General features: G+C 70.3%; 13 protein-coding genes. 4 read left to right on the top strand and 9 right to left on the bottom strand.

Features of this window, described 5'->3' with window-relative positions; translation table 11 throughout:
* Positions 1-8 precede the first annotated feature (8 nt).
* Positions 9-782, bottom strand: coding sequence for an enoyl-CoA hydratase/isomerase family protein (locus tag ACFFRH_RS16080; RefSeq protein ID WP_386157251.1), 774 nt, complete (start codon positions 780-782; stop codon positions 9-11).
* A gap of 154 nt (positions 783-936) precedes the next feature.
* On the opposite strand from ACFFRH_RS16080, the gene ACFFRH_RS16075 reads away from it, so the two are divergent.
* On the top strand, positions 937-1,701 hold the full coding sequence (locus ACFFRH_RS16075; protein WP_344749866.1) for an SDR family NAD(P)-dependent oxidoreductase: 765 nt from the start codon (positions 937-939) through the stop codon (positions 1,699-1,701).
* Positions 1,702-1,754: 53 nt separating this feature from the next.
* Here the strand turns inward: ACFFRH_RS16075 and ACFFRH_RS16070 are convergent, their stop codons facing one another.
* Positions 1,755-1,952, bottom strand: a complete 198-nt coding sequence (locus tag ACFFRH_RS16070) for a tautomerase family protein (protein ID WP_344749865.1) — start codon at positions 1,950-1,952, stop codon at positions 1,755-1,757.
* A gap of 31 nt (positions 1,953-1,983) precedes the next feature.
* Positions 1,984-3,642, bottom strand: a complete 1,659-nt coding sequence (locus tag ACFFRH_RS16065; protein ID WP_344748231.1) for an MFS transporter — start codon at positions 3,640-3,642, stop codon at positions 1,984-1,986.
* A gap of 535 nt (positions 3,643-4,177) precedes the next feature.
* Between ACFFRH_RS16065 and ACFFRH_RS16060 the strand changes: the two genes are divergently transcribed.
* A complete protein-coding gene (locus tag ACFFRH_RS16060) occupies positions 4,178-4,834 on the top strand; it encodes a flavodoxin family protein (protein ID WP_344748230.1) in 657 nt (218 codons plus the stop codon).
* Here the strand turns inward: ACFFRH_RS16060 and ACFFRH_RS16055 are convergent.
* The 6 genes from ACFFRH_RS16055 to ACFFRH_RS16030 are packed head-to-tail and all read right to left on the bottom strand — an operon-like array spanning position 4,777 to position 9,906.
* Positions 4,777-5,313 carry a hypothetical protein gene (locus ACFFRH_RS16055; protein ID WP_344748228.1) on the bottom strand — a complete coding sequence of 179 codons (537 nt, stop codon included), beginning with the start codon at positions 5,311-5,313 and terminating at the stop codon, positions 4,777-4,779. The two genes, ACFFRH_RS16060 and ACFFRH_RS16055, sit on opposite strands and share 58 nt — an antisense overlap.
* The gene (locus ACFFRH_RS16050; protein WP_344748227.1) at positions 5,303-5,695 is read right to left on the bottom strand and encodes a carboxymuconolactone decarboxylase family protein; all 393 of its coding nucleotides are present in this window, start codon (positions 5,693-5,695) and stop codon (positions 5,303-5,305) included. Before ACFFRH_RS16050 ends, ACFFRH_RS16055 begins: the two co-directional genes overlap by 11 nt.
* A gap of 3 nt (positions 5,696-5,698) precedes the next feature.
* Entirely contained in the window at positions 5,699-6,907 is a 1,209-nt protein-coding gene (locus tag ACFFRH_RS16045; RefSeq protein WP_344748226.1) for an MFS transporter, read from the bottom strand.
* Between the two features lie 7 nt (positions 6,908-6,914).
* Positions 6,915-7,427, bottom strand: coding sequence for an aromatic-ring-hydroxylating dioxygenase subunit beta (locus ACFFRH_RS16040; RefSeq protein ID WP_344748225.1), 513 nt, complete (start codon positions 7,425-7,427; stop codon positions 6,915-6,917).
* Positions 7,424-8,743, bottom strand: coding sequence for an aromatic ring-hydroxylating oxygenase subunit alpha (locus tag ACFFRH_RS16035; protein ID WP_344748224.1), 1,320 nt, complete (start codon positions 8,741-8,743; stop codon positions 7,424-7,426). The genes ACFFRH_RS16040 and ACFFRH_RS16035 overlap by 4 nt, the downstream gene beginning before the upstream one ends.
* Positions 8,740-9,906 (bottom strand): glycosyltransferase, encoded by a 1,167-nt coding sequence (locus ACFFRH_RS16030; protein WP_344748223.1) that lies wholly within the window; start codon positions 9,904-9,906, stop codon positions 8,740-8,742. Before ACFFRH_RS16030 ends, ACFFRH_RS16035 begins: the two co-directional genes overlap by 4 nt.
* A 722-nt stretch (positions 9,907-10,628) precedes the next feature.
* Here ACFFRH_RS16030 and ACFFRH_RS16025 point away from each other — a divergent pair.
* Positions 10,629-12,299: a thiamine pyrophosphate-binding protein gene (locus tag ACFFRH_RS16025; protein ID WP_344748222.1), complete on the top strand. Its 1,671-nt coding sequence runs from the start codon at positions 10,629-10,631 to the stop codon at positions 12,297-12,299.
* Positions 12,300-12,990: 691 nt separating this feature from the next.
* Entirely contained in the window at positions 12,991-15,831 is a 2,841-nt protein-coding gene (locus tag ACFFRH_RS16020; RefSeq protein ID WP_386157241.1) for a carbohydrate-binding protein, read from the top strand.
* The last annotated feature ends 215 nt before the right edge of the window (positions 15,832-16,046 follow it).

The following is a 16,046-nucleotide window of genomic DNA, read 5'->3' as shown; positions in this document are numbered from 1 at the left end:
AAACACGGTCAGCGGCCACGCACCGCGCGCGACCACTCCGCCCACCGCCGCCCGAACTCGGGCGAGCGCACCGCCCGGATCTGCTCGGCGACCTCCCGGTCGACCGCCTCCGCGAATCCGTCGTTGACCGCCGCGGCTATCAGGCGCTTGGTCGCCCTCGCCGCCTCGGGGGGCGCCGCCGCGAGCTGCTCGGCGCGATCGAGCGCCTGCGCGAGCGGGTCGGCCACGACGACGTCGAGCAGGCCGATCCGTACGGCCTCCTCCGCCGCGACCTTGCGTCCGGACACCGCCAGCTCCGTCGCCCGCGCCGCGCCGACCGCCCGCGCCAGCAGCCACGACACGCCGAAGTCGGGGACCAGCGCCATTTTGATGAACGGGCTGGCGAACACCGCGCCAAACGAGCCGATCCGCAGGTCGCACGCGAGGGCGAGGGCCATCCCCGCGCCGACGGCCGCGCCGTCCACGGCAGCGACGGTCGGCGCGTGGAACTCCAGCAGCAGTTCGGCAGTGCGAAACTCTCGGGTCATGCGCTCCCGCGCGTCCTGCGGCGTCTCGTTCCCCAGGTCGCCGATCGCGTCCAGGTCACCGCCCGCGCAGAACGCGCCGCCGCGCCCGGTCACCACCAGGACCCGGACGGCGGCGTCGCCGTCCAGCTCGCGCAGCACCTCGGGCAGCCCGTCGAGCAGCGTGCGGTCCAGCGCGTTCCGGCGGTGCGGCCGGTCCAGTTCCAGCAGCGCGACTCCCTCAACGGGGAAGGTCACCCGCAGTCCACGTACGTCCATGGCTCAGAGCTGACCGGACGAAGGGCCCGGTGACCAGGACCGGTTCTCATTGAGCGGAACTCCGCAGGTGGCTGGGCACCGTGCCACCACGCATGATCGGAGCGCATGACGCTCCGTGCACACCGGGTGCACATCGAGGTTCGGGAGGAAATTCGTGAACGAGCAGTTGCGCGGCAAGACGGCGATCGTCACCGGGGCGGCGTCGGGCATCGGACGCGCGACCGCCGCGCTGTTCGCCGCCCGCGGCGCGGCGGTGCTCGCCGTGGACCGCGACGAGAAGGGCCTGCTGGAACTGCGGGACGAGGTGACGGCGGCGGGCGACGAGCTGGCCGTGCTGGCCGTCGACCTCACCGCGGTGGGCGCGGCGGAGCGGATCTTCGACCACTGCGCCGAGGCCGTCGGCGCGCCGAACGTGCTCGCCAACATCGCGGGCAAGGCCGGGGACCGCTCTGCGGCCGACACCACGGACGAGGACTTCGAGTTCTTCCTGCGAACCAACCTCGGCACGACGTTCGCGCTCAGCCGCCGTGCGGTGATCGCGTTCGGTGCCGCGGGCGGGGCGATCGTCAACACGTCCTCGGCGTTCGCGCTGATCGGGGTCGCCGGGTCCGCGCCGTACTCGGCGGCCAAGGGCGCGGTCTCCAGCCTCACCCGCCAGATGGCGGCCGAGTACGGCCGGCGCGACATCCGGGTCAACGCGGTGGCACCGGGTCTGATCGAGACCCCGGCCACCCGCGCGAAGATCGCCGCAGGCGTCTTCGACGATCTGGTGACCCGGTCGCGCCCGCTGTCCAGGGTCGGGCAGCCGATCGACGTCGCACGGGTCGTCGCGTTCCTGGCATCCGACGAGGCCGCGTTCGTCACCGGCCTCACCATCCCGGTGGACGGCGGCTGGAGCAGCACGCACTTCCGCGACTGACGAGGACGCGGAACGGGCCGGGGCCGACATCGGCCCCGGCCCGTTCCGGTTTTCTACGAGCGCGCCCTGCGCTCCGCGATCGTCTCGCCGTCCACGGCCCAGTGGGTCGGCGGCAGCTCGCGCACCAGGACCCGCACCGACTCGGACGGGACCCCGAGGCTGCGCACGACGGCGTCGTGGACAGCCGAGATCATCTCGCGGAGTTCGGGCTCGGTACGGCCGGTCAACAGTGAGATGTCGATGATCGGCATGATGGTTTCCCTTCTGGTCGGAATGGGATGGTCAGCCGTCCTTGCGTGCGACGGGTTCCTCGGCCGTGTCACCGGCCAGTCGCACGTCGGCGAGGTCCACACCCTTGGTCTCCGGCAGGGTGAACACCAGGATCAGCAGGCCCAGCGCCATCGCGCCGACCGGATACCACAGGGCGGTGGTGATGCTGCCCACCTCGGCCCCGATCGCGACCATCGTCGCCGGCAGCAGCCCGCCGAACACACCGACGCCGAGCTGGTAGGGGATCGAGAGGGCTGTGGCGCGCACCCTGGTCGGGAACACCTCCGCCATCGCCGTCGCGGCCGGCCCCTGGGCCATCTGCGCGAACGCGACCAGTGTGAGGAGCAGCAGCGCAACGGTGATGACGGGCCCGCCGAAGAAGTCCCCGATACCGGAGATCTTGAGCGTGCCGCCCGATCCGTCAGCCGGGTACCCGGCTGTCTTGAGCACCGCCAACAGGTCGTCCGTCAGTTGCGGACCGCCGGAGACCTGGGTGTCGTTCACGAGGACCTTGGTGGGGCCGCTGGTGTCCTGCCGGTCGAAGACGACCGAGTTGCTCTGGAGCACGTTCCGTGCCCGGTCGCAGTCGGAGGTGAAGGTGGCGGTGCCCGCGGGGTTGAACTGGAAGGAACACTCGGCAGGGTCGGCCTGGATGGTGACCGACACGTTCTCCTGCGCCCGGGCGAGATCCGGGTTCGTGGTCGAGACGATGGCGCCGGTGACCGGGAACGTGAGCAACGCGGCCAGCCCGAGCCCGGCGAACAGCACGGGTCGCCGCCCGACCCGGTCGGACACCCAGCCGGCGAGGACACACAGGAAGAACCCGATCAGCATGACCACCATGAAGATCGCGTTGATCGTGAACGAGTCGGCCTTGAGGTAGGTCTTCATCGTGGTCACCATGTACACGGTGGACAGGTAGCCGATGAACGACTGCGTCGCGGCCATCACGAACACGATCGCCACCATGCGCACCCGCGCCCGCGAACCGAACGCCTCGCGCAGCGGCGCCTTGGTCTGAGTGCCCTCCTCCTTCATCTTCAAGAACAGCGGGCTCTCGTGCAGCTTGGTGCGGATCCACACAGAAAGCGCGAGCGGCACGACAGAGATGAGGAACGGCACCCGCCAGCCCCACGCCTCGAATGCCTCCACACCCACGATGGCCTGCACCAGCAGTTGCACACCCAGAGACATACTGAAGGCGAGCGCCGTGGTGCCGGTCAGCCAGCCGACGAAGAAGCCGCGCTGCCGCGCGGGGGCGTACTCGGAGACGTAGGTGACCGCGGCGCCGAACTCGCCGCTGACCGCGAGTCCCTGCAGGATGCGGCAGGTCACCAGCAGGATCGGGGCCAGGATACCGATCTCGTCCGCGGTGGGCAGCAGCCCGACGGCGACCGTCGAGACGCCCATCAGCACCAGCGTCATCAAGAACACGATCTTGCGGCCGACCAGATCGGTGATCCGCGCGAACACCAGCGCGCCGATCGGGCGGACGATGAACCCGGCGGCGAAGGTCAGCAGCGCGAACACGGTCTGCGCCGCCGAGCCGTAGTCGCTGAAGAACTTGCTGCCGATCACGGGGATGAGTGCGCCATATAGGAAGAAGTCATACCACTCGAACGCCGTGCCGACGGCCGACGCGCCGACGACCTTGAGTTCCTGTCTGTTCATCGACGGTTTCCTCCAGCTGGGATGTTTCCCTCCGCCTCGGGGGCATGACGGCGGGTTGGGGCGACCGTAGGACCAGCGACGACGGAAGCAACTACCCGATTTCCGGTGTGTGGGAATACCAGATGAAAGTCGTGCCCGCCAAGGTCCACTACCGCTACCTCCGAGACCCCGACGGCCACGTCATCGAGCTGTCTCGAACGCGGCGAGCACGGGTTCGAGCCGTCGCTTGAACGCCGGTCAGCAGGCGCTGTGCCGGTAGTGGTCCGCGAGGAGCTGTGCGGTCCGACGTCGGCCCCGCGACCGCGGGGACGCTCCACGCGAGGTGGCCACCGAAACGGTCGGCTCCGCGCCTGCGGGGACGCTCCCGTCTCGCGGTGCGTGCGGGGCGGTAAAGGCGCCTGTTCGTGGTTTTTTCGAGACCCGTTTCGGTGTTGCCCAATTGTGGGTAGGTTGAGGCTCCTCAACGTGCCGCCACGGGGGCTTCGTCAGGTGGCCGGTCCTGGGTGGCGCCGAGCGGACAGGGGAGCCCCTCCGGATGAAGATCGTTGCGTTGTCGTGCACGCAGAAGCGTCTCCCGTCGCTGACCGACGCGCTGCTCGAGGCGGCGATCACCGGCTTCGTCCGGGAGGTCGGTGACGCGGAGATCCAGCGGATTCGGTTGATCGACCATCGCATCGCGATGTGCGAGGGCGAGGACACCTGCCTTGATCCCGAGGTGGGCCGGTGCACGCTCGACGACGACTTCGAGCATGTCGTCGACCTGGCCGAGGGCGCGCAGGCGATGCTGCTCGCCATGCCGGTGTACGCGGGGAACGTACCCGCGGTGCTGAAGATCTTCCAGGAACGCCTGAAGAGCTTCATGAACGCCAGGGAACGCCCGTTCGGCAACCTGCTGGTGGGGACGATCGTGCATTCGCGCACGATGCTGACCGAGCCCGCCCTGGGATCGTTGTTCCCGTGGTACCTGCGCCTACGGAACAAGAACGTGGCGTCGGCGTGCTTCACCCAGAACGATCACCAGGACCTGACCCGCACCGCGGCGCTCGACCTGTGTGTGGCCGTGGGCCGGCAACTCGGCATGACGCTCGACGGCAGCCGGTCGCCGGCCGACGGCCGCACGGCACTGCCGCTGGTTCAACCACCGGCCCGTCCGCGGTGCGGTGACCCGGCCGCGTCCTCTCCTGAAGCGTGAGGAGACTCCGCGCGCCAGGTGCACCCGTCGCCCGACTGTTCGCACGACACCGTGACGTCCGGTTCCACGTAGCGGGCGGCGATGGCGGTGTTGAGCTCCTGGCAGTACGGGCACGGTGACGAGAACGTCAGTACGACGCCGGCGCGGGCGGCCCGTTTGCGGTACCGGAGGATCCCGCAGTCGGCGTTGCGCAGGACGGTGCCCGAGGGCTGGGGCTCACTGGTCACCGCCGAGTCGTACAGCTGCAGCTGACACCGCAGCCGGGTCATGAAGTGATCGGTGGCGGACACCCCGGCGGGCCGTTGCGCCCGCAGCAGTTCCGCGGTGATGCGGGAGTTCGCCTGGATCCACGCGGCCAGGCCCTCTTCGCCGTGCTCTCCCAGGATGAACTCCTCCGCGGCCGCCTGGGCCTCGAAGAACCGCTGGCGCCACAGGTCGGCCTTCTCGTCCGGGTCGAGGGGGGACGGTTCACCGCTCATGGTCCGCGTCCCCCCCGGTGGCGCCGTCCAGCTCGGCGAAGACCTCCTGGGCGACGCGCAGCCCGTTGTTGGCGACCGGCCAGCCACCGTAGTAGGCGAGCTGGATGATGACCTCGACGATCTTCTCTCGCGACATCCCGAGGTGCAGGGCGGCACCGATGTGGCCGCGCAGCTCCCAGTCGGTCCGCGCCAGCGTGACCGCGGTCAGCGCGACCAGTTCGCGCTCCTCGACGCTCAGGTGCGGGCGGGTCCAGATCTCACCGAACAGGTGGTCGACGGTGATCTGGAGGAACTCCGGGTAGGAACCCGGGCGCGGTTCGCGGCCGAAGACCTGCTGGAACATGGCCTCACCCCGCTCGTGCCGGTCAGACGGCTGATTCATCGATCAACTCCTTCGTGTTGGCCGAACAGTTGTCAACGTCCACGACGCCGCGAAGGCGACGACCAGCAGCGCGGCGCCGCTGCCGAAGGCGGCCGGAACACCCACCCGCTCGGCGATGAGCCCGACGACGACCGGTCCGACCACGGCGCCGGCATCGGTGCACATCGAGAAGACGGCCACGCCGCTGCCGGCCCGGCCGGCGACGACGTCACCGACCAGCGCGGCCGGTGCGGCGTTGAGCAGTGCCGATCCCGCCGCGTACACACTGAGCAGGACGACGAGCCAGGCGTATTCGTCCGCGAACGCCAAGGCTGTGATCGCCGCCGCGGCCACACCGGTGCCGGCGATCATGGCGGGCCGCCGGCCGGCCCGATCGACGACCCGGCCGGCCGGCATGATCAGCAGCGTCTGGACGAGGGCGGATATCGTGAACGCCCACCCGACCCACGTCACGTCATGTCCCCACGCCACGACCACCGTGGGGACCAGCGCGCCGCGCAGCCCGAACAGGACCCAGCCCTGCGCCAACCCCGCGAGGCAGGCCACCAGGTAGCGCCGATCCCACAGCAGGACCGGCAACCGGACCACGTCACGGCCGGCCTCCGCGCCGGCGGTCCGGCCGGTGCGCAGCACCGCCAGTGTCAGCACCGCGGCGACCAGCAACAGCACGGCGTACGCCAGGAACGGCGCGGACAGGGAGATGAGAGCGAGGAGCCCGCTCAGTGCCGGTCCGCAGATCCCGCCGAGCAGGAAGCCCGCTTCGAACACGGCGCCGGCCCGGCCCCGCCGGTCGGCCGGCGCGATCGCCAGGAGTGTCGCCAGCGCGGACACCGAGAACAGCACCGAGCCGACGCCGCCGAGGCCGCGGAAGACGAGCAGCTGCCCGTAGGACCCGGCGAACGCCGTCAGGGCCGAGGAGACCGCGCACAGCAGCAGGCCGGCGACCAGGACCCGCCGCTCCCCGAAACGGGCTCCGAGCCGGCCGCAGAACGGGCTGGCGGCCAGCCGCATCAACGCGAACAGGGCGACGAGCGCTCCGATCTGGGTGGGCCCGGCCCCGAACGTCGCCGCGTACACCGGGAGCACCGGGAGCACCAGTCCCAGGCCCAGCATGACGCAACCACCGACGACGCTGAGGACGTAGACCTCGCGGGGGAGACTCGGCTGGGCGGCGGCAACGGGTGGGACGCTGCCAGGGCCGGCCGTCGTCACTGTCCGGTCACAGGATGATGCTGAGCTTTCCGTGCTCGTACAGCGTCTCGTGGTCGAGCACCACGACCCGTCTCCGGATCCGGAACGACTCGCCCTCGACGACTAGCTCGAACCGGCATTTCCCGACGTAGGCGTCAGAGCGCCCGTGCCCGAACCGGTGCACGACGACGTTCGCCGCCACGTCGAGGTGCGTGCCCCGATCGGTCAGGATCTCCACGTTGCCGATCATCCGATTCGTCCGCGACCGAGGGTTCTCGCACCACACCTCACCGTTGAGGAGTTGTTCGATCCGCTGGCGTAGCCGGGCGGCGTCGTCGTCGATGAGCCCGAGCGCGTCGGCCACCTCGCCGCGGACGTCGGTGGCCGGCACCGAGTAGCGGATGTCGCCGGTCAGCATCTCGTCGTACCACTCGAGCAGGCGCCACTCGTCGAGCAGCCGCGCCTCGCGGAAAAGGAACTGGCTCACCCGGTGCCACAACCGCACCTGGGCCGTTTCTTCGACCGTCAGCTCGGTGGTCATCGTGGTTCCGCCCCTCGCGTCTCGGCCCGGTGAGCGACCTGGAGGTGACCGTCGTCGTCGTGCATCAGCCGGTCCCACTGCCGCCAGAACTCGCGGGCGGGAAGCTCGTCGGTCGTCTCCGGGACCTCCTTGTTCATGCCGCGTGACAGGTCCGAGTAGCGGACCGTGCGGTTGAGATAGCCCCGCTGGCACGACTCGACGATCTCGATGTCGTCGGGGGTGGCGAAGCCGGCGGGGCCGAGGAACGTCAGGTAGTGACTCTTGCGGAGCTCCCGGATGTCGGGGTCCTCGTCCTTGGGGGCGAGGGCGACCGAGGTGATGGCCATCTGGCCGGCGCCGACCGGGTCGATCTTGCGGATCGTGATCGCGATCGCGTCGATGATCATCAGGTTGGGGAAGATCAGCACCGCGCGGTTGGTGCCGGTGATCCGTTCGGCGCGTTCGGCGCCGAACCGTTCGACGAACCGGGCGGCCGTCGCCTCGATCCGCGGCCGGACCTCGTCGCCGAACATCGGCGTCCAGTAGGCGAGCGGGCGGGCCGCCGCCGGTGGCAGCTCGTTGGCTCCGTGCCCCAGTCCGAGGGCGCAGCCGAAGCCCCCTCGTCGTCGCGGTGGCACCGACCCCAGCGACTCCATGTAGCCGACGTAACGCTTGTGCAGGGCCCGGAAGTGGTAGATGTCGACGCTGTTCTCCATCATGAGCTTCCAGTTGGCCCGGGCTCCGTGGAGTTGCGCGCCTTGGATCACCTCCATCCCGACCTCGGACTGGTCGTCGATCAGGTCGAGGTACTCCGTCGCGCCGGCCAGGTACTCGGTCAGGGTGCGCGGCTGTTCCGGATCGAAGGTGACGAACACGAAACCGCGGTAACCGTCGCTACGGTGCCGCGCCAGGCCGAAGTCCGCCTTCCGGAAGCCCGGTCCGTACCCGTCCGGGATCGGGACCCCGACCAGTTCGCCCTGGTTGGAGAACGTCCAGTCGTGATACGGGCATCGGAACGACCTGGCCTGCCCGGCCGGCTGCGAGCAGATCAGAGCCCCGCGGTGGGTGCAGCTGTTCGCGAACACCCGGATCACCCCGTCGGACCCGCGCGCCATGACCACCGGGCGCCCGCCGACGTCGCGTGCCACGTAGGAGCCCGGCTCGGGCACCTCCGATTCGTGCCCGACGTACAACCAGCAGCGATCGAAGATCTTTGTCATCTCCCGTGCGGCCAGGTCGTCGTCGGTGTAGGCGCGGCGATCCACCCGGAACGAGAGGCGTTCGAGGTCATCGATCACGATCGGGTCGCTCACCGGCCGCTGCAGTTCGATCGTCACCGCTCACCCTTTCGCTGTAGCGTCTCGACCGTGCCGATGACCAGCTCGGCCGTGCGCGCGGCGGAATCGCCGCACTCCGGCCGCGCGGCGCGCAGCCGGGCCCGGTAGTCCCGGGCGGGGTCGAGCAGCTCGGTGGCAGCGTCGGCGACCGCCTGCCCGGTGACGCCGGCCGGCTCCAGCGCCGTCCCGAAGCCCGCCCTGCCCACGAAGTACGCCTGGATCGGCTGATCCACGGCCAGCGGGATCACCAGCATCGGTGTCGCCGCCCGGATCGACTCCGCCACGGAGTTGTAGCCGCCATGGGTGATGAACACGTCGGCGCGTTCGAGCACCTCACGTTGCGGCAGATACGGGGCGGTGAGCACCTCGTCGGGCAGTGCGAGCTCCTCGGCGAGATCTCCCACCGCGGCGATCACCTGCGCACCGGTCGCCGCCGCCCCGGTGATCACCGTGCGCAGCAGGTCCGGCCGCCGGTAGAAGATCGTGCCGAAGGAGACGTACACCACCGGGCGGTCGGGGTCGATCCGGTCCAGGCCCGAGAAGGCGACCTCGTCGCCGCGGGTCCCCGCCGCCCCCGGCAGCCCGACCAGCCGCACACCGTCGTCGGTGACCGCGTCGTCGCCGACGAGGGCGGGAATCGTCGGCATCAGATTGAGAATCGGCGAACGCGCCGAGTGAGTCCGGGTCGACCACAGCACCCCGTGCCCGGTCAGATAGTCGCCGACCTGCTCGTCGTACGGCCAGCGACCTCGTCGATGCTCCCTCGGGCATACTCCGCCCAGGTTGGCCCAGATCATCCCGTACGGCACGCCGGACGCCTGTGCCCCGACCATGGCCGACGCCGTGACCGGCAGCGAATCGACGAGCACGAAGTCCGGCGCCGTCGCACGGAGCGCGTCGGCGGTCTGGTCCGCCACCGGCGACGACCGGAGCATCGGGCCGATCTTCTCCGGGTCGCCGCTCCACGGCGCCATCTCGACCTGCCCGATCGCGTGGACCTCCGCCTTGCCCAGGGCCTCGCGACGCCGCTCGTCGAGCGCGCCACCGTCCGCGGACAACAACAGCAGCGCGACCTCACTGCCGGCGGTTTGGAGTGCGTTGACCACCGGAATATACGGGTTCAGGTGACCATGCTGAGTCGTGGTGAGGAGGGCGACGCGCATCAAATCTCCGATCCATCGAAAGAAGAAGACCAGGCCGACTCAGGATCTGGCTCTGGATGCACCACAGCAGCCAAGACCGCGACACCCTCCTGCCTTCGGAAACGAGTCGAAACGGCGACGCATGAACGGCGGAACCCCGCCCCCGGGCAGGCGAGAACGCCCGGCAGGCGAAAGGGACCGTCGACGTCCGGGTACTGCTATGAGGCTCTACGCATTCCCCGTCATCGTTGAGGGGACAAATCAATCGACGCTACTTGGAACAATCTCGAAACAATCGGGTTCACCACCCGCCTCAGGCAGTTTCGCAAAACCTGCCGGGATGCGCAATAAATGTCAAAGCCTGGCAATTGTTAGTTTTCACCACTTTGCTGGACGCCGCAGGCCGGGCCCGCCTCGAAGGTCCCAAGGCGGGCCCGGCCTGCCGCGACCGGGTCAGGCGGCGGTGCGGGTGACGGGGATCGGGACGCCGCGGGTCTCGTCGACGGTGCCGGTGAAGCCGGACGTGGTGGAGGCTCCGGAGTTCAGGGTGTCGTCGCAGGCGCCGCCCACCGGGCGCGTCGCTTCCGGCCCGGCCTGACGGGCGGCACTTCGATCACCGGGAACGGCGATATGCCGTTACCGTGAAACGTTATGGATGCGATCGAGGCCGCCGGCCTCATCACCCGCTCGTCGTCGCGGACCACGGGCCGGATCCGCGGCGCCACCGGCCCCCGGGCGGGACGATGATCGTCGCCGAGGTGGTGGGCCGCACGCTGGCCGCGCTCGGCGTCGACACGGTCTTCGGCGTGGTGGGCAGCGGCAACTTCCACGTGACCAACGCGCTGGTGGACGGTGGCGCCCGGTTCGTCGCCGCCCGTCACGAGGCCGGGGCCGCCACGATGGCCGACGCGTACGCCCGGGTGAGCGGCAGGGTCGGCGTGGTGAGCGTGCACCAGGGGCCGGGGCTGACCAACGCACTGACCGGGCTCGCCGAGGCCGCCAAGAGCGGCACCCCGCTGGTGGTGCTGGCCGGCGAGGCCACCGACACGCGCTCCAACTTCCACATCGACCAGGACGCCCTGGCCACGGCGGTCGGCGCGGTGCCGATGCGGGTGGACGACGCCGGCTCCGCGGTCGAGACCGCCGTCCAGGCGTACGCGACGGCGCTCCGCGACCGCCGGGCCGTGCTCCTCAACCTGCCGCTCGACGTGCAGCGGGCCGACGCCGGGCCCGCCCCGGGCGCGGCCCCGGCCCTCCCGGCCCTCCCGGAGCGGAGGGCCGGCACCCTGGCCCGCGTGTGGCCGGACGGCGGCGCCGAGGCCCTGGCCTGGATGCTGACGCGGGCGGAGAGGCCGGTGTTCGTCGCCGGACGCGGCGCCCGGCGCGCACGGCGCCGGCTTGAGGAGCTGGCCGATCTCGTCGGGGCGCTGCTGGCCACCTCGGCGGTGGCCAAGGGGCTCTTCCGCGGCAACCCGTGGGACCTCGACGTCAGCGGAGGGTTCGCCTCCCCGCTGGCCGCCCGGCTCATCCGCGACGCCGACGTCCTGGTGGCCTGGGGCTGCTCGCTCAACGCGTGGACCACCCGGCACGGAGCGCTGATCGGGCCCGGCACCGAGGTCGTCCAGATCGACCTGGACGAGGAGTCCGTCGCCGTCCACCAGAGGGTCTCCCTGGGCCTGGTCGGCGACGTCCCCGAGGTGGCCGCCGCCGTCGCCGACGCGCTGCGTCCCGCGGGTTCGCGCCCGTCGAACCCGGTGCCGCGCGGCTACCGGACGCCCGCGCTGGCCGACCGGATCGCGGCCGAGCGCGCGTGGCGGAACGTGCCGTACGAGGACGAGAGCGGCGACGGCCGGATCGACCCCCGAACGCTCACCATCGCCCTGGACGACCTGCTTCCGGACGAGCGCGTCGTCGCCACCGACTCCGGGAACTTCATGGGATTTCCGGCGATGTTCCTGGACGTCCCCGACGAGAACGGCTTCTGCTTCACCCAGGGCTTCCAGGCCGTCGGCCTCGGCCTGGCCACCGCCGTGGGCGCCGCGCTGGCCCGCCCCGACCGCCTGCCGGTCGCCGCCCTCGGCGACGGCGGCGCGCTGATGGGCATCGCGGAGCTGGAGACGGTCGTCCGGCTCGGGCTGCCGATGGTGATCGTGGTCTACGACGACGAGGCGTACGGCGCGGAGGTGCACCACTTCACCGGCCACCGCCTGGACACCGTCACCTTCCCGCCCACCGACCTCGCCTCCATCGCGCGCGGTCACGGCTGCGCCGCCGTCACCGTCTCCGCCGTGCCGGACCTCGACGGCGTGGCCGCCTGGCTGGAGGGGCCGCGCGACCGGCCGCTGCTCGTCCACGCCAAGATCACCCGTGAGCACGGCTCCTGGTGGCTGGAGGAGGCGTTCAGGGGTCACTGACCCGCGCCCACCCGGCCACGGCGATGCGTTCCCTGTGCCGTTTCCCGTGCCGGACAGGGGAAGTTTCGACTGACACTGCTGGACTTTCGCTCAAAGTCAGCAAAAGTTCTATGGATTCAGCCGTAACATCTAGACAGTCCGTACGTAACATTTTAAGATCGCACCAGATTTACAGAATGAGCCGCAAAGGTGGCGAAAGTTCAGGAGGTGCGGCGATTTGCGATTGCAGCACCTCACTCTTCGTCTCCCGTGCGACGAGGGCCGCCATTCGAGGCCGAGATCGGCGACCGGCTCGGATCGCCGCGCGTGCGCGCGGCCGTCGAGCCTGAGCGGCCGGCAGCGAACCCCCTCACCCACAGGACTCGGCATCGTACGGCGACGGCTGGGGCAGGCATGTCGACCGTACCGGCCACCGGGTTCCCACGACCCCGGACCACTCCGCGTCCACCCCACCGCATCCGACCACGCAGCTCCCCCGACCATGGCCGTCTGACGGCCCGCCCGCCCCCGCGGGCTCGAAGGCGAGGTGACTCACAACTCCTGACTGAGACCTGTTGACTGTTTTACTCATAACGGTCACAGTTTGTCCGAGCGACGTCGCTGACGGATTTCCCCCCACCCCTACGCGTCGTTGGCGTGATCGGCGCACGCCTGTATGGACTCGTACTACAGGAAGCGAGCACCACCGATCATGTTGAGAAAACTAGTCGCATGCGTCGCCGTACTGGCGACCGCACTCAGCCTGGGCCCTCCAGCGGCACAGGCCGCGCCGAGCACCGCGTCGAAGGCGGCAGCGCCGGCGGCGCTCGCGGCGCCCGGCTACACCCAGGTGACGCTGGCCAAGGGCGTGGCGGAGACCGGCGAGCCGATGGGCCTCACCGTCCTGCCCAACCGGGGCGTGCTGCACACCTCGCGCGACGGCGTGATCCGCTACACCGACGTGCTGGGCAACACCAAGGTGGCGCTCACCATCCCGGTGTACACGCACGACGAAGAGGGCCTGCAGAGCATCAAGGCCGACCCGAACTTCGCGTCGAACCGATGGGTGTACGTCTACTACGCTCCGCCGCTGTCCACCCCGGGCGGTGACGCCCCGGCCTCCGGGACGGCGGCCCAGTTCGCCCCGTTCAACGGGGTGAACCGGCTGGCCAGGTACACGGTCAACGCGGACCACACCCTCAACGCGGCCTCCGCGGTCACCATCCTCGACGTCCCCACCAGCCGCGGCATGTGCTGCCACGTCGGCGGCGACATGGACTTCGACGCGGCCGGCAACCTCTACCTCTCCACCGGTGACGACACGAACCCGTTCGACTCCAGCGGCTACACGCCGATCGACGAGCGGACCGACCGCAACCCGGCCTACGACGCGCAGCGCACCTCCGGCAACAGCAACGACCTGCGGGGCAAGGTGCTGCGGATCAAGCCGAGCGCGGGCGGCGGCTACACCATCCCGACGGGCAACATGTTCGCGCCCGGCACCGCGAACACCCGGCCCGAGATCTACGCGATGGGCTTCCGCAACCCGTTCCGGATGAACGTGGACAAGGCCACCGGCACGGTCTACCTGGGTGACTACGGGCCGGACTCGGGCACCGCCAGCTCCACCCGGGGCCCGGCGGCGTCGGTCTCGTTCGAGCGCATCACCCAGCCCGGCTTCTACGGCTGGCCGTACTGCTCGCAGTTCAACGTGCCGTACGTGGACTTCACGTTCCCGTCCGGGCCCTCGGGCGCCGCGTTCAACTGCGCCGGCGGGCCGGTGAACAACTCGCGCAACAACACCGGCATCACCCAGCTCCCGGCCTCGCGCGCGGCCTGGCTGCCGTACGGGGTCGGCCAGGACCGGTCGGAGCTGTGCTGCGGAAGCTGGTCGCCGATGGGCGCCCCGGTCTACAACTACGACGCCGGGCTCGTCTCGGACGTGAAGTTCCCGGCGTCGATGAACGGCAAGGTGTTCATCAGCGAGTTCGGCCGGCGGTGGATCAAGACGGTCACCCTGAACGGCAGCGGCGGGGTGGGCACGATCGAGCCCTTCCCCACCTGGACCGGCACGCAGGTGATGGACTCGGAGTTCGGGCCTGACGGCGCGCTGTACGTGCTCGACTACGGCACCGGCTGGTTCGGCGGCGACGCCAACTCGGCCGTGTACAGGATCGAGTACAACTCGGGCACCGGCCAGGCCCCGATCGCGGCGATCAACGCCACCCCGAAGGCCGGCAACGCGCCGCTCGCCGTGCAGTTCAGCTCGGCGGGGAGCACCGACCCGGACGGCGACCCGATCACGTACGCGTGGGACTTCACGACGAACGGCAGCACCGACTCGACCGCGGCCAACCCGTCGTTCACCTACACGGCCAACGGCACGTACACGGCGACGTTGACGGTGAGCGACAACACCGGCCGCAGCGCCACGGCGAGCACCACCATCAGCGTCGGGCAACCGACGGTCACCCTCAACCTGCCGCTCAACGGCCGGGTGTTCAACTTCGGCGACGCGGTCCCGTTCCAGATCAGCGTCGCCGACCCCAACGCCCCGACCGTCGACTGCAGCCGGGTGAAGATCAACTACATCCTCGGCCACGACAGCCACGGTCACCAGATGACCAGCGCGACCGGCTGCTCGGGCACCATCCAGACCCCCGTGGACGGTGAGCACGACGCCAACGCGAACATCTTCGGCGTCTTCGACGCGGAGTACACCCCGGTCGGCTCGACCACGGCCGTCCACGCGCCGCAGGCCGTCCTGCAGCCGCGGACCCGCCAGGCCGAGCACTACAGCGCCCAGCAGGGCGTGCAGGTCGTGGCGAAGCCGTCGGCCAACGGCGGCAACGCGATCGGCTACGTCGAGAACGGCGACTGGATCTCGTTCACGCCGTACAACCTGACCGGGGTCACGTCGTTCACGGCCCGGGTCGCGTCGGCCGGCGCCGGTGGCACGCTCACCCTGCGGGCCGGTTCGGCGACCGGGACGGTGATCGGCACGGCCACGGTCGCGCCGACCGGCGGCTGGGAGACCTGGGCCAACGTCACCGGCACCGTGACGCCTCCGTCGGGGACGACCAACCTGTTCCTCGTCTTCACCGGTGGCGCGGGCTCGCTGTTCGACATCGACTCCTTCACCTTCGCCGGCGGCACACCGCCGACGTCGAACCTCGCGCTGAACAAGCCGGCGACGGCGTCCAGCGTGGAGTCGGCCACCTACCCGGCCTCGGCCGCGGTGGACGCGTCGGCGACGACCCGGTGGTCCAGCGCGTTCTCCGACCCGCAGTGGATCCAGGTCGACCTGGGCGCCACGTACACGGTCAACCGGGTGCGCCTGGTCTGGGAGGCGGCCTACGCGTCGGCGTACCAGATCCAGACCTCGCCCAACGGCACGACCTGGACGAACGCCCGGTCGGTGACCGGCGGCAACGGCGGTGAGGACGACAACACCGGCCTGAGCGCCTCCACCCGGTACGTGCGTATCTACGGCACCGCCCGGGGCTCGGCGTACGGGTACTCGCTGTTCGGTTTCGAGGTCTACGGAAGCTGATCACCAGGGCGGACCCGGTCCGCCGTCTCAGGTAGCGCCGCCGCGGGGCGTCCGGGCAACGGACGCCCCGCGGTTTCGCCCGTCCCTGCTTCTCCGCACCCGGTCAAGGTCGGTACTCCAACCGCTCGATCACGCCGCCACAAGCCCGTGTCCCGAGCGTCCAGGACGAGCTTGGCGCGTTTGCTTCTCGCGGCCGCGAAGAAAACCGATGAACC

Source organism: Streptosporangium vulgare, assembly GCF_042428775.1.
Taxonomy (GTDB): domain Bacteria; phylum Actinomycetota; class Actinomycetes; order Streptosporangiales; family Streptosporangiaceae; genus Streptosporangium; species Streptosporangium vulgare.
Note: the sequence above shows the minus strand (reverse complement) of the source record. Positions and strands in the feature narration are given on the sequence as shown.

Bases quoted from the DNA above. Each gene is read 5' to 3' on its own strand.
- ACFFRH_RS16080 (WP_386157251.1), bottom strand. From the start codon at position 782: ATGGACGTACGTGGACTGCGGGTGACCTTCCCCGTTGAGGGAGTCGCG.
- ACFFRH_RS16070 (WP_344749865.1), bottom strand. From the start codon at position 1,952: ATGCCGATCATCGACATCTCACTGTTGACCGGCCGTACCGAGCCCGAA.
- ACFFRH_RS16065 (WP_344748231.1), bottom strand. From the start codon at position 3,642: ATGAACAGACAGGAACTCAAGGTCGTCGGCGCGTCGGCCGTCGGCACG.
- ACFFRH_RS16060 (WP_344748230.1), top strand. From the start codon at position 4,178: ATGAAGATCGTTGCGTTGTCGTGCACGCAGAAGCGTCTCCCGTCGCTG.
- ACFFRH_RS16055 (WP_344748228.1), bottom strand. From the start codon at position 5,313: ATGAGCGGTGAACCGTCCCCCCTCGACCCGGACGAGAAGGCCGACCTG.
- ACFFRH_RS16050 (WP_344748227.1), bottom strand. From the start codon at position 5,695: ATGAATCAGCCGTCTGACCGGCACGAGCGGGGTGAGGCCATGTTCCAG.
- ACFFRH_RS16040 (WP_344748225.1), bottom strand. From the start codon at position 7,427: ATGACCACCGAGCTGACGGTCGAAGAAACGGCCCAGGTGCGGTTGTGG.
- ACFFRH_RS16030 (WP_344748223.1), bottom strand. From the start codon at position 9,906: ATGCGCGTCGCCCTCCTCACCACGACTCAGCATGGTCACCTGAACCCG.
- ACFFRH_RS16025 (WP_344748222.1), top strand. From the start codon at position 10,629: ATGATCGTCGCCGAGGTGGTGGGCCGCACGCTGGCCGCGCTCGGCGTC.
- ACFFRH_RS16020 (WP_386157241.1), top strand. From the start codon at position 12,991: ATGTTGAGAAAACTAGTCGCATGCGTCGCCGTACTGGCGACCGCACTC.